The organism is Secundilactobacillus muriivasis (assembly GCF_054785195.1).
In genome coordinates this window covers 1-15,811 of sequence record NZ_BAABMI010000016.1, presented here as the reverse complement: position 1 = coordinate 15,811, position 15,811 = coordinate 1, and the positions used below count along the sequence as shown (strand labels likewise).

At 45.6% G+C, this 15,811-nt stretch carries 14 protein-coding genes and 1 other annotated feature (1 of these 15 cut by a window edge); of the genes, 13 read left to right on the top strand and 1 reads right to left on the bottom strand.

Features of this window, described 5'->3' with window-relative positions; all coding sequences use genetic code 11:
* Nucleotides 1-38 (top strand) — a binding site (T-box leader) (it extends 188 nt beyond the left edge of the window).
* Between the two features lie 41 nt (nucleotides 39-79).
* From pheS to ACYVR3_RS04490, 6 genes are all read left to right on the top strand, one after another.
* The gene (gene pheS / locus ACYVR3_RS04515) at nucleotides 80-1,126 is read left to right on the top strand and encodes a phenylalanine--tRNA ligase subunit alpha (protein ID WP_054736878.1); all 1,047 of its coding nucleotides are present in this window, start codon (nucleotides 80-82) and stop codon (nucleotides 1,124-1,126) included.
* 9 nt (nucleotides 1,127-1,135) lie between these two features.
* Entirely contained in the window at nucleotides 1,136-3,550 is a 2,415-nt protein-coding gene (gene pheT, locus ACYVR3_RS04510; RefSeq protein ID WP_461243288.1) for a phenylalanine--tRNA ligase subunit beta, read from the top strand.
* A gap of 199 nt (nucleotides 3,551-3,749) precedes the next feature.
* A complete protein-coding gene (mltG, locus tag ACYVR3_RS04505) occupies nucleotides 3,750-4,883 on the top strand; it encodes an endolytic transglycosylase MltG (RefSeq protein ID WP_420852578.1) in 1,134 nt (377 codons plus the stop codon).
* 37 nt (nucleotides 4,884-4,920) lie between these two features.
* The gene (udk, locus tag ACYVR3_RS04500; protein WP_054736879.1) at nucleotides 4,921-5,577 is read left to right on the top strand and encodes a uridine kinase; all 657 of its coding nucleotides are present in this window, start codon (nucleotides 4,921-4,923) and stop codon (nucleotides 5,575-5,577) included.
* Nucleotides 5,578-5,717: 140 nt separating this feature from the next.
* Nucleotides 5,718-6,200 carry a transcription elongation factor GreA gene (greA, locus tag ACYVR3_RS04495; protein ID WP_054736880.1) on the top strand — a complete coding sequence of 161 codons (483 nt, stop codon included), beginning with the start codon at nucleotides 5,718-5,720 and terminating at the stop codon, nucleotides 6,198-6,200.
* A gap of 188 nt (nucleotides 6,201-6,388) precedes the next feature.
* Entirely contained in the window at nucleotides 6,389-6,694 is a 306-nt protein-coding gene (locus ACYVR3_RS04490; RefSeq protein ID WP_057151936.1) for a HesB/YadR/YfhF family protein, read from the top strand.
* A gap of 469 nt (nucleotides 6,695-7,163) precedes the next feature.
* Here ACYVR3_RS04490 and ACYVR3_RS04485 read toward each other — a convergent pair whose 3' ends face one another.
* On the bottom strand, nucleotides 7,164-9,791 hold the full coding sequence (locus ACYVR3_RS04485) for a YfhO family protein (RefSeq protein WP_461243287.1): 2,628 nt from the start codon (nucleotides 9,789-9,791) through the stop codon (nucleotides 7,164-7,166).
* Nucleotides 9,792-9,962: 171 nt separating this feature from the next.
* On the opposite strand from ACYVR3_RS04485, the gene ACYVR3_RS04480 reads away from it, so the two are divergent.
* From ACYVR3_RS04480 to ACYVR3_RS04450, 7 genes are all read left to right on the top strand, one after another.
* A complete protein-coding gene (locus ACYVR3_RS04480; protein WP_461243286.1) occupies nucleotides 9,963-12,062 on the top strand; it encodes a peptidoglycan D,D-transpeptidase FtsI family protein in 2,100 nt (699 codons plus the stop codon).
* 464 nt (nucleotides 12,063-12,526) lie between these two features.
* Nucleotides 12,527-12,676, top strand: a complete 150-nt coding sequence (gene rpmG / locus ACYVR3_RS04475) for a 50S ribosomal protein L33 (protein WP_057151934.1) — start codon at nucleotides 12,527-12,529, stop codon at nucleotides 12,674-12,676.
* Between the two features lie 75 nt (nucleotides 12,677-12,751).
* Entirely contained in the window at nucleotides 12,752-13,300 is a 549-nt protein-coding gene (locus ACYVR3_RS04470; protein WP_461243285.1) for a 5-formyltetrahydrofolate cyclo-ligase, read from the top strand.
* Between the two features lie 10 nt (nucleotides 13,301-13,310).
* Nucleotides 13,311-13,985, top strand: coding sequence for a rhomboid family intramembrane serine protease (locus ACYVR3_RS04465; RefSeq protein ID WP_461243284.1), 675 nt, complete (start codon nucleotides 13,311-13,313; stop codon nucleotides 13,983-13,985).
* A gap of 42 nt (nucleotides 13,986-14,027) precedes the next feature.
* On the top strand, nucleotides 14,028-14,237 hold the full coding sequence (locus tag ACYVR3_RS04460) for a YqgQ family protein (protein WP_054736884.1): 210 nt from the start codon (nucleotides 14,028-14,030) through the stop codon (nucleotides 14,235-14,237).
* A 19-nt stretch (nucleotides 14,238-14,256) separates the two neighbouring features.
* Entirely contained in the window at nucleotides 14,257-15,228 is a 972-nt protein-coding gene (locus ACYVR3_RS04455; protein WP_057151933.1) for an ROK family glucokinase, read from the top strand.
* A gap of 30 nt (nucleotides 15,229-15,258) precedes the next feature.
* Entirely contained in the window at nucleotides 15,259-15,669 is a 411-nt protein-coding gene (locus tag ACYVR3_RS04450) for a rhodanese-like domain-containing protein (protein ID WP_173585547.1), read from the top strand.
* Nucleotides 15,670-15,811 lie beyond the last annotated feature (142 nt).

Here is a 15,811-nt window from a genome sequence, read left to right as displayed (position 1 = left end):
GTAAACAAGGGTGGTACCGCGAAAGCTTCGTCCCTTTATTTGGGGCGGAGTTTTTTTATTCGATTAAGGAGGGTCAGTCATGACACTAAAGGATCAGCTGGAAAAAATCCGGCAAGAAAGAAAACAAAGCATCCACGATGTTGGCGATTTAAAGAACTTAGACGCCTTACGTGTTGAATTATTAGGGAAGAAAGGACCAATTACGCAGGCGCTGCGGAGTATGAAAGATCTCCCCGCTGAAGAACGGCCACAATTTGGTCAGTTTGCTAATAAGGTTCGTGATGAACTCAAGGATGCTATTGAATCCAAGCGAGATGAACTCAAGCAGGCCGTGTTAAACCGGAAACTGCAAGAAGAAAAAATTGACGTGACCTTACCAGGGACCCCAGTCGCACAGGGCCAACCTCACGTGATCCAACAAATCGTTGATCAAATCGAGGACCTGTTTATGGGAATGGGCTACCAAGTCCTCTCCGGTCCAGAAGTTGAAGAAGATAAGTACAACTTTGAAATGATGAACTTACCAAAAGATCACCCAGCGCGTGACATGCAAGATACGTTCTACATCACAAAAGAAATTTTGATGCGGACGCAAACCTCACCCATGCAAGCACGGGCAATGGAAAAGCATGACTTTAGTCAGGGCCCATTGAAGATGATCTCACCAGGGGTCGTTTACCGTCGTGATACGGATGATCCAACCCACTCACACCAATTCCACCAAGTCGAAGGCATCGTGATCGACAAGCACATTACTATGGCTGATTTAAAGGGAACGTTGCAATTAGTTGCCCACGAATTATTCGGCGATCGATTTGATATTCGCTTACGACCAAGTTACTTCCCATTTACGGAACCATCAGTTGAAGCTGATATTACTTGCTTTAACTGTGATGGTAAGGGTTGTGCGGTCTGCAAGCACACTGGCTGGATCGAAGTACTCGGTTCAGGGATGGTGCATCCAAACGTGCTTCGGATGGCCGGCGTTGATCCTGACGTTTACGGCGGCTTTGCCTTTGGCCTTGGTCCTGATCGGTTTGCGATGTTGAAATACGGGGTGGACGATATCCGGAACTTCTACTTAAACGACGTTCGGTTCCTCACCCAATTTGCGAAGAAAGGATAATCAGCGACCATGAAAATTTCTTACAGTTGGTTACAAGAATATTTAGATATTAAAGTCTCACCAAAGGACCTAGCTGAAAAAATCGAACGGGCTTCCGTTGAAGTTGACTCAGTGACCCAACCTAGTGAAGGCTTGAAAAAAATCGTTGTGGGTGAAATCGTCTCGATGGAACCCCATCCAGACTCAGATCATTTGAACGTTTGCCAAGTGAATATCGGTGAAGATGAGTTATCTCAGATCGTTTGTGGCGCCCCTAACGTTGAAACTGGTCGGAAGGTAATCGTTGCCTTACCTGGGTCACGAATCGGCGGTAACGTCAAAATCAAGCGTTCTAAGATGCGCGGTGTTGTTTCAAACGGGATGATCTGTGCCTTAGATGAAATTGGTTTTGAAAAAGACGTTGTGCCAAAGGAATGGGCCGATGGGATTTACTTCCTTGAAGATGACGCCAAAGTTGGCGAACCCGTTTTCCCATACCTTGGGATGGATGATTACTTGATCGACGTTGATGTGACGCCTAACCGTGGTGACATGTTGAGTGTCTACGGGGTTGCGAATGACCTCGGGGCCATTTACGCACAAACACCTAAGTTAACGCATCCTAACGTGACTGAAGGCACCACTCAAGCTGCTGACAAGGTTACGTTGAAGGTCGACGATAGCGTGGCACCAATTTACAAGATGCGCCTCGTTGAAAACGTCACCGTTCAACCAAGCCCACGTTGGTTACAAATTAAGTTGTGGAACGCCGGCGTTCGGCCAATCAACAACGTGGTGGATGTTACCAACTATATTTTGCTAAAATACGGCCAACCATTACACGCCTTTGACTTCGGCACGATTGCTGACCAAACCGTTGAAGCGCGGTTTGCTCGTCCTGGCGAGAAGTTAACAACGCTTGACGAAGAAGAACACGACTTAGATCCTAAAGACATCGTGATTGCGGATACTGAAAAACCAATCGGCCTTGCCGGTGTCATGGGTGGGTTTAATTCTGAGATTGAAACCCACACGACAACGGTTGCCATTGAATCAGCGGTTTTTGAACCAACCTTGATTCGAAAGACTGCTCAACGGCATAACTTGCACACCAGTGCCGCACAACACTTTGAACGTGGCGTCAACCGCGGTGGCGTTGCTGAAGCCTTAGATGCAGCTGCTCAGTTGATTGCTGAACTTGCTTCTGGTGATGTGCTTGCCGGCATCGTTTCAGGCTCAGATTACGATGTGAAGGATGAAGTGGTGAGCGTCTCCTTGAAGCGCATCAATCACGTGCTCGGAACGGATCTGACTGAAGCTGACGTCACTGCCATTTTTAAACAATTAGGGTTTGGTGTCACAGTTGCTGATGAAACCTTCACCGTCACGGTGCCACCTCGTCGCTGGGATATTCATATCGAGGCCGACTTATTGGAAGAAGTTGCCCGGATCTACGGTTACGATAACTTACCAGCAACGTTACCAACTGGGCCAACCACGCTTGGTGTGTTGACTGAAAAGCAACACCTGATTCGTGAATCACGCCGGTTGATGGAAGGTTTCGGCCTAAACCAAGCTATTTCTTACGCCTTGACGACTGAGGAAAAAGCTGGTCAATTCCTGATGCACCCAAGTGAACCAACCAAGTTAAGTTGGCCAATGACAGCCGATCACACGACCACGCGCATGAACTTAGTCAGTGGTTTACTTGATGACGTGGCGTACAATAACGCCCGTCACGTGGCTGACGTTGCCCTTTACGAACAAGGTCGGGTCTTCTACAAGGCTGATGCTGATCAAGTGCGTCCAGACGAAGAAGAACATATCGCCGGTGCTATTAGTGGCCAATTGGTCGTTGATAACCTGCGGAATGCCAAGGCCAACAGTGTTGATTTTTACCAATTGAAGGGGATCGTTGAACGTTACCTTCAAAACCTAGCTATCGAAGGTGATATCACCTTTACGGCAACTGATCGTTATCCAGAACTGCACCCAGGACGGACGGCCGATATTGCAATTCACGGGCACTACGTTGGCTTTATTGGGCAAGTTCACCCATCAGTAGCCGAAAGCTACAAGATCAACGAAACCTACGTGTTTGAACTGAACTTGGATGCTTTGATCGACATGCCAAAGCAAGCAAACCAGTACGAACCAATTTCCAAATACCCAGCGGTAACGCGTGATATTGCACTCTTAGTCGATAAGACGGTCACGAATGCTGAAATTTTAGCGCTAATCAACAAAAAGGGTGGCGCTTACCTGAAGTCAGTTAACTTGTTTGACGTTTACGCCGGCAAGAACGTACCAGCTGACAAGCAATCAATGGCGTACACGTTAACTTATCAAAACCCAACGGCAACGTTGACGGATGATGAAGTCAACCAAGCCTTCAACAAGGTTGAAACGACGTTACAGACGGAATTAAACGCTGAAGTTCGTTAATCAATTGCCATAACTGGCACTGAAACGACATCGGTTGAATCCAATTTAATACGTTAAAGGGCTGGCGCTGAATTTTTATAAGTTTAGCGTCAGCCCTTTGATGGTTATATTTTGTTGAAGTTCCAGAATTTTTACTGCAGGATACTGAGGAATCAAGTATAATGTAGCAGAATTGAATGACAGGAACGGGGGATACATTTTGGATAACAACACACAACCGCCGGTAACGCCGCCGGTTAAGAAGAAAAAGATGACGACTGGGCATAAAATTATTGCTGGTGTGCTCACAATTTTAGTCATTTTACTGATTACGATGGGCATCGGGTTTTACCAGTATTTTCAATCAGCGTTAAAGCCCTTGAATCCTAAGAGTACTGAGGTGGTGCAGGTCAACATTCCAATGGGGGCTTCCAACACTAAAATCGGCTCGATTTTACAGGATAAGAAGATCGTTAAGAGTGGAACGGTCTTCAACTATTTTGTTAAATCCCACGACTACGCTAACTTTCGGGCGGGCTACTACCAATTAACGGCTTCGATGACGTTAAAGCAGGTTGCTAAGCAGCTACAACAGGGTGGTTCCAGTGAACCTATCCAGAGTCAACGAGGGAAAGTGTTGGTTCAAGAAGGGGCAACCGTTGAAGACGTTGCGGGCAACATTGCGTCGCAAACCGATTTCAGTAAAGAAGAATTTTTGAGTCTTATGAAAGACCAAACGTACATGAAGCAGTTAGCGAAAAAGTACCCGGCACTGTTAGCTTCGAGCATGGCGTCTAAAAATGTTCGTTACCGCCTTGAAGGATACCTCTACCCTGCAACTTATGTCGTTAGCAAGCGGATGTCATTGAAACAGTTAGTTGAGCAGATGGTGAGCCACACCAACGAAGAACTAACGCCGTACTATAAACAGATTAAGAAACGTAAGATGACGGTGCAACAAGTGCTGACATTATCATCGTTAGTTGAACGAGAAGGTATCGACCAGGCTAACCGCCGTAAAATTGCGGGTGTTTTCTTAAATCGAATTGATGCTGGGATGCCACTGCAATCTGATATTTCGGTCTTGTATGCAATCAACAAACACAAAAAGAATTTGTCGATGAAGGATCTCCAATCATCATCGCCATATAACCTGTATAAGAATGCTGGTTACGGCCCAGGACCGTTTAATAGTCCAAGTCGGTCATCAATTGAAGCCGTCTTGCATCCATCTGACCGGAAGAAAGACTACCTCTACTTTGTGGCCAACACGAAGACGGGGAAAATCTATTATTCCAACACGTTAGCTGAACATAATCAAAAATCAGCTAAACTCGAATCAGCAAATAAATAAAGCGACTCATTGCGAATTGAAGGGAATCTAATTACACATGGCAACAGAACAATCTCGACCGGTGATCATCGGGGTGACCGGCGGCTCCAGTAGTGGTAAAACCAGCGTTAGTCGGGCAATTTACGATGAGCTGGCGAATGAATCAATTATGATCTTGCAACAGGATGCGTACTATAATGATCAGTCTGAGATGACGATGGCAGAACGCCGGGCAGTCAACTATGACCACCCGCTGGCATTTGATACGGATCTGCTGGTTGAACAGCTGAACCAATTACGGCACAACCAACCCATTGAGGAACCGGTATACGACTATACCATTTCGACCAGAAGTGAAGAAACGATTCATCAAGAACCTAAGGATGTCATTATTGTTGAAGGGATCCTGATTTTAGATGACAAGCGGCTTCGGGACTTGATGGATATTAAGGTTTTCGTGGATACGGATGATGATATTCGCATTATTCGCCGAATTCAGCGTGATACGAAGGAACGCAAGCGTGATCTTGATTGGATCATTGACCAATACCTGACGACGGTAAAGCCAATGTATCACCAATTCGTTGAACCAACCAAACGGTACGCCGACTTAATTGTTCCCGAGGGTGGCGAAAACCAAGTTGCAATTGATTTGTTGACGACTAAAATTCGCTCAATTTTATTGCAAAAAAAGAATGGTCGAATGAACGATTAAAGCGCGTCATATCAAAATTAAGGGTGAACGAACGAATCGGTCAATCGATTAATTTTTCGAACTCACCCTTGCGTGAAGTCGTCGCACATGATATTGTAGGCGACAGACGAATATGAATAACTATTTAAGAGGTGTCTATTGTGGCTGAACAAAAATCATATCCAATGACGGCCGAAGGTAAGGTCAAGTTGGAACAAGAACTTGAAGATTTAAAGATGAACAAACGTCCGGAAGTGATTAACCGGATCCAAATCGCTCGGAGTTACGGGGACTTATCCGAAAACTCAGAATACGAGTCTGCTAAGGACGAACAAAGTATGTTGGAAAGCCGGATCAGTACGGTTGAACATATGTTGCAATATGCAGCTGTGATCGACAACAACGAAACTGAACAGGACCTCATTACAGTTGGTAAAAAGGTGACCTTCAAAGAATTACCTGATGAAGAACCTGAAACGTACACGATCGTTGGGGCCGCTGAAGCCGATCCGCTTTCAGGCAAGATTTCAAACGATTCACCAATCGCTAAAGGCCTGTTAGACCACCGCGTTGGCGAAGAAGTGACGATTGATATTCCAGCCGGGGATATGAAAGTTAAAATTTTAACGGTTGAACCAGCTTAACGAATTTCACTAAGTTGAATCGACTTTAAATTGAGAACGACCACGAAAAATGTGGCCGTTTTTTTGTTGTTTTAAGGCATTTTATAGCTTGTGCGCGATTGAAGTGTGGGCATTTAACTTGCGCTTTTGTGAAAAATGGGGTATAAATGAATTATGAAAACGGATTCAACTTTAAAGGAGCGACAACTATGAAAATTATCGTTACTGATCAAGCAAGCAAGTGGTTTCAAGACGAAATGGGCCTAACCCCTGGCCGCGGTGTCCGGTTTTACGGTAAAGTTTATGGGAAAACCCCAGTCCACGACGGCTTTTCATTGGGCTTAACGCCAGATGACGAATTAGGGGCACCCTATGCAGTCACTCAAAAGGACGGTGTGAACTACTTCGTCCCAGAAGGCGATCAGTGGTTCTTTAAGGGTTACGACCTCACGATCAGTTATGATCCTAAGGTTGATGGACCTAAGTACGATTACGTTGAAAACGGTGAATTATAAGATTAAAAGCTAGGTAACTAAGGCTTTTGAAAGTCATCAAAGCAAGCGCAACAAATTATTTGTTGCACTTGCTTTTTTGTTTACGTTTGTGTCCAGCGTAAGGGTTGGGTGCGATTTGAGTGCAGGCTGTTTGTCATCGCTTCGCTCGCCAAAGCCGCGTTGAAAATCGCTCGTTCAGACTACAAAATTCGGCGCCACTTAAACTGTAATTTCCAGGGTTCCTGAAGTTGTAGAAACTTGTCAACCACGCGCCTTCTGGCCACCATGCCGAATGGTGCTGCGCAAGACTGAGAGCTGCATGTAAGGCGAGTCCGGTAAACCCGCCAAGCCCAGGCGCCTTCACCGAACTCACCTTACACACTGCTCTCAACCCGTCTCGCTCCGCACACTTACGCCGGACACAAACGTAAGCAAAAAATAACCGCTGTAGGATTACAATCATTATCCTACAGCGGTTATTTAAGTGGTGTTACCGGCGTCGACGCCAACGAGGCACAACGTAGCAAGTTAGTAAACTTAATGCACTAATGAGTAAGCCAAGGTTAAAGAGTGGTGGCCAATAGCTAAACGAGATGTTGTGGTGACCAGTCGTTAATTTCAAGGCCATGAAGGTCCCGGCGACCTTGACCGGTTGAACGGAACGACCGTCAACTTTAACGTGCCAGCCAGAACTATACGGAATCGTCGTCATTAAGGTCCGTTTACTCCCCTTAACGTTAACGGTACCTTGAATTGACCGTTGCGTATGGTGCTTAATCTTCAGCTGTGAGGATTTAAGCTGAGCTAAGGATGATTCAAACTGAGCGTTATTAAATTGATATAACGTGAAGTTTTGAAGCCAGAGTGAGCTCTTCTTCAAGGTCAATTGGAGCTTGATTTGTTGTCCCTTTTGATGATTAGCAAGGTTGACCACGATGGTGTGTCGATAGGTTGGGTACTGACTGAGTGTGTGGTCATTCAAGGTCATCGTCACGTTATCGTCATTTAGGTTAGACCCTAACGTCAAATAGTAAGCATCATTAGTTTTGGGAGTAAAGTAAAAGGTGATCACTCCAGGTTTGATGAAGTTACTCTTCTGTAAAAAGGCACCAGTTAACTTTGTTTGCTGCTTAATATTTTGAAAAACGACTCGATCAAAGTTAGCGGCCGTAAAGAGGTGTTGATCCTTTTGTTGACCAGTAAGGGCCGCGAAGAGGTTCGCCTGATATTGGGTGGGATCTTTAGTCGTGTTATGAAGTGACAGAACTTGATTACTTGCCATAAAGCCTAACGAAAGGGCGTTGGGATTTTGGAACGTGGTAATCGTGCCATCGGTTGTCTTAGTTCGGTAGCTATTGAGATCTTGCCGAGTAGAGACGGATTGAACAGCCGACTGTGACAACGTTGTGCTGTTAGTTGATTGCTGATTGATGAGGTATTTAAAATTCAACAACGCATCCGTCAATAAAGTGCCATTGGTGTAGGCTACGAAGCCGTCACCGTCTGGTTGGCCGATGTTGCCCATGAAGGCTGGCATGTCCTTTTCAAGAGTGGAAGAAAAGACGGAACCACCGTTAAATTGACCAGACATTGGATCATTTTTAGTCCGCATAAAAGTTGGCGTAAGTCGGTACCAACTTTTATCTGAGTCGGTGACCCGGTGAGTTTGTTTGGTCATAATTTGATAGTAGGATTGGTAATCCGACTGAGTCACGTAACTAATGTGATTGAGACTTGAAACAGCATTACTCGTCATTTCAATGACAACGAAGCCAATCACAGCAATCTGGTATAACCAACTTGCCTTATCTGGAAGGGCAATCAGGCACATGGCAGCCACTAAGAAGAGCAGGCCGATTAAAACTTGATTCTGCGTCAAAAAGCTAAATTGTTTTAAGTTGATCCAGACGTAGGCTACTCCTGCAAGGATAACCGCGCTGACGAGACCAATTTGCCAGAGTTTTGGTACAAAATCACGCTGCAGTGCGTTGGCTGCCAGCCAAATGAGCCAAAAACTGATCACAAATGAGAATCGGTAAGGGTACCAGATTGGAAATTGCATAGCATGCCAAATGAGGTCTAGTGGTTCGAAGCAAGCCGAGACAAGTAGGATAAGGGTCATCGCGGCTGCTAACCAACGTGCTTTGACGCTATGTCGCGCTTGGGTGAAGAAAAATAGGCAGCCAAGTAGGACGATACTGCCGATGAATAGATTAGGGGTTCCTTTAGGCATCTGGTTAAAGTTGAAACTGCCTAGGAAGAACTTGGCCAGCATCTTTGGTGGGAAGTATTCAAATTTAAAGTGCCAATTGGTTTGCGTGTATTGGGCCTTACTTGAGATCAACGAGGCAATTGTTGGCAGCAGAGTGACTGCTGCGATGCCAGCAGATAGTAATGAGCCCATCATGAAACGCCCTAATTGACGTCGAGCAGTCGCCCACGATTCCCAACGGCTTAACCAAAGCCAGAGGAAGAACAGCCCAGTGAATAGACAAACCATGTAAGCCATGTAGTAGTTAATGATTAACAGTGCCGTTAACCAGATAACATAGGTTCGAATCTGACCGACACTAACTAATTTAAGCAATCCCCAGATGACCAGAGGTAAAATAATGACGGCATCTAGCCACATCAAGTTTAATTGGTTAGCAATCATCCAGCCCATCAAGGCATAACTCGTGGAGAATATGAGGGCAGAAAATCCGGGATGTAGCTTTGATTTCATGAGTAGCCAAGCAAAGCTGAGGCCGGCTGCCCCGTATTTTAGCACTGTCATCAAGAAGATAGCACTTGGTAGAAACTTATCCGGGAAAAGTAACAGGATCAAGTTAAAGGGACTTAATAGGTAGTAAGTCCAAATGCCAAACATTTCGCCACCCAACGCTTTTTGAAAGGTATAAAAAATGCCACTTGGATCGTGAAGCAGGCTGTGACGAAAATAAGCGAAGAAGTCAACGTACTGTTGACCTAAATCTACCGTTAGTAAACTGGAATTACCAAACGGTGCCATGTGACGGTAAGCAAAGTAACTGCCCATAATGAGCATGGGGAGCAAAAAGCTGAGCCATAAGACCGTTGCCGTATGGTGCCGGCGTACAAATTGTCGAATTGTTTTCAAAAATCTAACCTCCGTTAACGCGTCGACTGATCAAAATGTCATCAGTTTCGGTTCTAAGTATTTAGGATAGCATAAAAAAGACGTAAAAAGTTTTAAAAGCGTGAAGCTTAAATGGTTTCGCTCATAAAATTCTGTTAGAATAATGAAGTTAGATAAGGAGCGTTTAGGACATTGAAAAATTTCTTTAATCGATTTACGCAAAACCAATCGCGACGTGGGAAGACGACGACAACGTCACAAATTCCGTTTCGGATGAACTTTTTGTTCATCATTGTCGGACTCCTCTTCGTTGCGTTAATTGCACAGCTTGCCTACCTGCAGATTCTTCATGGCACGCAGTTAAAGGCGGAAGTTAACCGGACTGATAGCACCGTTGAAACGAATAACGTTCAACGGGGGATGGTCTTTGATTCAACTGGTCGAGTATTGGTGGGTAATAAGAGTCACCAAGCCATCAGTTACACCAAGGGCGTCAATGTGCTGTCTGGCGATATGTACCGAATCGCAAACCGGTTGGGTAAATATTTGACCGTATCGACCGGGAGCTTGACCACTCGTAATCAGGCGGACTACTACTTGGCCTCCGATAAGCGGTTAAAGTCGGTTGAGGCTAAGATTCCACATATTAATGAGTACTCGACCTCAACTGCCTATGACAAAGCCCTTAACTATGTCCTGAACCACCCGGCTCAGTATAAGTTGACGCATCAACAGGCCAATGATGCCACGATTTATGCAAAAATGAGTGGGGCCTACTCGTTATCCACGACTTATATTAAGGAAACTGGGGTAACGAGTAAGGAACTTTCCGAAGTCGGCGAGCACTTAGGCGAGATGCCTGGGGTGAAGGTTGGGACCAGTTGGACCCGAGATTACCCATATGGTAGTTCGTTGAAGAGTATCATTGGGACGGTTTCATCGGAAAAGGTTGGGTTGCCAGATAACAAGGTCAACCAATTCTTAGCCCAAGGGTACTCGCGAAACGATTCCGTTGGTCAAAGTTACCTCGAAGAGCAATATGAATCAGTGCTTCGAGGGACTAAGTCACAGACTCAGGTTGAAGTTTCCGGGACGAAGATTATGAAGGAAGTCAAGAAGTACGGTGGTAAGAAGGGTGATAACCTTCAATTAACGATCAACGCTGGCTTCCAAAAGAAACTGCAATCCTTAGTGCGTACCGCAAGTACGAACGCATCTGGTAATTCGACCGGGGTTTACGCAGTGGTCATGAATCCTAAGAACGGGGCTGTGATTGGGATGGCTGGTGTTGACCGAAATCCATCAACTGGGAAAGTCACCAATAATGCTTTGGGGACCATTAACAGTTCGATCACCATGGGGTCTGTGGTAAAGGGTGCGATGATTTCTGGCGCGTTGATGGATGGGGTCATTACACCATCTAATAACACGCTGACTGATATGCCAATCACCGTTGGTGGGGTCAAGAAGGCTTCTTGGTTCAACAAAAACGGTGGGGCCAACATGGCTGTTAACGCATCGACCGCGTTGGAAGTTTCTTCTAACTCGTACATGATGCAGTTGGCCATGAAGGAAGCTGGCTTCCAGTACTCTTCTGGGGCAGCCTTAACCATGAACACCAGCATCTTTAGTAAGTTGCGCGGTTACTTTAACCAGTTTGGTCTTGGCGTTAAGACTGGCATCGATTTACCAGGTGAAACGACCGGGATTGCTGGTTCAAGCAGCAAGGCGCATATCGGGAACGCGTTGGATGAATCCTTCGGGAACTACGATGCCTACACGACGATGCAAGTGGCCCAATACATGTCAACGATTGCCAACGGTGGCTATCGGATTCAACCGCACGTGTTAGGGTCAATTCGTGGGACCAATAAAAACGGTGGTTTAGGGGCCGTTAAAGCCTCGGTTACCCCAACGGTCTTAAACGAGATCAACATGACCTCAGCGGAACGTAAACTCGTCACGGAAGGTCTTTATGACGTGGTTCATGGGACGAACACTTACAAGACCGGTGACGAATTATCATCGATCAAGCCAGAAATCTCAGCTAAAACTGGGACGGCCCAAACCTACTACAAGGGGACTGAAACCGTTACGTTGAGTTTGGCTTCCTACGCACCATCGACTAATCCACAAGTTGTCTTAGCGCTTGCAATGCCTAACTTGGATTACAATGCTGAAGATAACAACATGAAGTTAGCTAAACAGATTTACTCCGCTTACTGGAGTATGGTTCAGTCGACTTCAACGATTAATTCGAGTTCGACTTCAAGTTCAAGTTCGAGTTATTAGATTGTTTTATGAAGAACTGCCTCATTTTGGGGTGGTTCTTTTTTTGTGGTTGTTTGGGGATTGGCTGTTTGGCGTTGCTTCGCTTGCTAAAGTCGCATGAAAACCGGTGCCAGTGCTCTCAGACTACGAAATTCGGCGCCATTTAAACTGTTATTTCTAGGGTTCCTGAAGTTGTAAAAACTTGCCAACCACGCGCTTTTTGACCACCACGCCGAATGGTGCTGCGCGAGACTGAGAGCTGCATGCAAGGTAACATCGGTAAACCCGCCAGGCCCGGGCGCCTTCACCGATGGGGCCTTGCACACTGCTCTCAACTCGTCTCGCTCCGCACACTTTTTGAGCTGTAAAGTAAAAAGACTTAACAAATATTTGCTAGAGGCTGGTAATTGATCTGGAAAAATGATAAAATACTACGAGTTAAGGCTATTTGCCAAATCTTTATGTATGTTGGGAGGTCAGAAGCCATGCGCGTACACATTACATTAGAATGTACTGAATGTCACGAACAAAACTACTTATCAAGTAAAAACCGTCGTAACAACCCAGACCGAGTAGAACTGAAGAAGTACTGCCCACGTGATCACAAGGTTACCTTACACAAGGAAACTAAGTAATTATTTCTGGGTAACAAAGTAAAGGCAAAGGCGCTAAGCCTGCGCCTTTTTTCTTTAGAACAAAGGAGCGAATGGATGACAACCAAAAAAGCGTTACGCGAAGAAATTATCGCGACCCTCACAAAACTCCCAGCCGATGTTCGTCAGTTTCAAGCTAAGACGCTGTATGAACGGTTGTTTGAGTCTGTGGCGTGGTCAAAGAGTCAGTCAGTAGCAGTAACCCTGTCAACCGGCATCGAATTGGATACGCAGCCCATCATTGAAGCTGCCCAAGCTGCGGATAAGCAAGTTCTCGTTCCGAGAACGTTTTCTGCAGACCGCTCAATGGTTTTTGTGCCACTGACGGATACGGTCCGTTTGGAACGCTCCGAATATGGCATTATGGAACCCGTTAACGGCAACAGTGTTCCAAAGGATCAAATCGACTTAGTGATCGTACCAGGTCTTGGATTTACCAAGGCAGGGGCTCGACTTGGTTTTGGTGGTGGCTATTACGACCGCTTTTTAGCGGATTATGACGGCCGAACGGTAACGTTAGCATTAGATTGTCAAGTTTTCAAAGAACCTACTTGGCGCGTCAGAGATCACGATATTGTGATCCAGCAGGTAATTACGGCGCATTAGGAGGGGTTAAATGCAATTGAGAATCAAACGATGGTTGACGGGGCCGTACATGACGGTCAGCCTAATTGCCATTTGCGTGGTTATCTATGGGCTGATGACGTTGATGGGCGGTTCTAACAACCTAGGTGTTTTGATTGAATTTGGTGCCAAATACAACCCGTTGATTCAACAGGGACAGTGGTGGCGGTTTTTAACACCCACCTTTTTGCACATTGGCATCGAACATTTAGTTTTAAACATGGTGACGCTGTACTTCTTAGGCTATCAAATTGAGGCTTTATTTGGTCACTGGCGGTTCTTAACCATCTTCTTATTATCCGGCATTGGTGGCAACCTTGCGAGTTTTGCGTTCAATCCGAATGCGTTATCCGCAGGTGCTAGTACCGCGATTTTTGGATTATTCGGGGCGTTTTTAATGCTCGGTGAATCGTTTTGGGAGAACCCTTATATTCGCCAAATGACGAAGACGTTTTTACTGTTTATTGGCTTAAATCTGGTGATGGGCTTCTTTAGTCCCGGAACAGATTTGGCAGGTCACTTTGGTGGTCTAGCAGCCGGTTTCTTTGCCGGCTACATTGTTGGTGCACCGAAAATTGGCCAAATTAGTTTCATAAAACGAATAATTGCTGTAATCGTTATCATTTTGATGATGATTGGGCTATACTATTACGGCGGAACGTTGTAAAATGGTAAGGGTAAATCGTGTTAAGTATCGGAGGATGACAACATGGAAACGTTATATGATGTACAGCAGTTGCTAAAACAGTTTGGCATCTATGTGTATGTTGGTAAACGTTTGTGGGATATCGAAGTGATGGCTCTGGAATTAGATCATCTCCATGACGCCCGCGTCATTGATCACAAAACGTTTGCACATGCGAAACTTGTGTTGACGCATGAACATCGTCTCGAAGAAGCACGAGATAAAACGAAATAGATCTGGAGGAAACAAATTCATGGCAAAGAGTTTGATTGGGATTGACTTAGGCGGTACCACAACGAAAATTGCGTTTGTCTCTCACGAAGGGGACATTACGCAAAAGTGGAGCATTCCAACTGATGTCAGCGAAAACGGAAAGCACATTGTACCGAACATTATTGCATCATTGAAGAAGACGATGACTGATTCTGGTTACACCAAGGATCAATTTATGGGAATCGGCATGGGGACGCCTGGCGCAGTTGATATTGAAAACGGTACCGTAATTGGTGCTTTCAATTTGAACTGGAAGACGACCCAACACGTACGTGACGAGATTCAAGCCGCAATCGGCCTTCAATTAGTCTTGGAAAACGACGCTAACGTTGCCTCGTTAGGTGAATTCTGGAAGGGTGCCGGTGAAAAGGACGAAGACGTGATCTTCGTTACCTTGGGTACTGGTGTCGGCGGTGGCGTGATTGCCGGCGGTCGTCTGTTGCATGGGGTTAACGGTGGTGCCGGTGAATTAGGCCACATCACAGTTCAACCAAACGGGTACCTATGTACTTGTGGGAAGCGCGGTTGTTTGGAACAATACTCTTCAGCTACTGGGATCGTTCACGTAGCGAAGGATATGGCTGCCGAATTTACTGGCAAGTCTCGCTTGAAGGAACTGTTTGATAACCACGAGGATGTCACTTCAAAGATGGTCGTTTACTTGGCCGATAACGGTGATATCTTAGCTAACCGGATCATTGATCGGGTTTCATTCTACTTGGGATTGGCACTTGCTAACTGTGCCAATACGTTGAACCCAGCCAACATCATTATTGGTGGTGGGGTTTCAGCTGCTGGTAACACGTTATTGGGACCAACCACTCGGTACTTCCAAGAAAACACGTTCCCAGCTGTCCGTGATTCAACTCGGATTAAATTAGCACAATTAGGTAACGACGCTGGTGCAATTGGGGCTGCTTCACTTGCTTTACGGTTTGATAGCGCCCACTAATACAGTGGTAGTGTCGTTTGGAAGGACGAGATTTTAATGGCAGCAATTTCAACTTGGAACTTATATTCACTCATCTTGGTCATCTTGATCGTGGTGTTCTTACTTTGGCGGTTATACACAACTTATCAGCGAAACCAGGCTGCAAAGTTGATCGATGAAGCAACGTTTACCGCAGGCATGCGGAAGGCGCAAGTCATCGACGTTCGCGAAAAAAAGGACTTCGATGCCGGGCACATTTTGGGTGCGCGTAACATGCCTTACTCAACAATGCGTTCATTTTACCAACAATTACGTAAGGACATTCCCGTTTACCTTTATGACCAAGGTCGCGAGATGAGTTCTCGAGCAGCCATCTTACTGAAGAAGAAGGGTTATGACCAGATTTTCATCTTGAAGACTGGTTATGCTCGTTGGGAAGGTAAGACTAAAAAGGCCCGTTAGTGGGCAGACGAAACGAATCAAGGCAATTATGCTTTGGTTCGTTTTTTATTACGCTTGTGTCCAGCGTAAGCATTCTTCTGTTTAGTTTGTGAAGTTTGATTTGCGTGAACTGTCGATTCCGGTCAGCGGCTAGGTTCCTGCT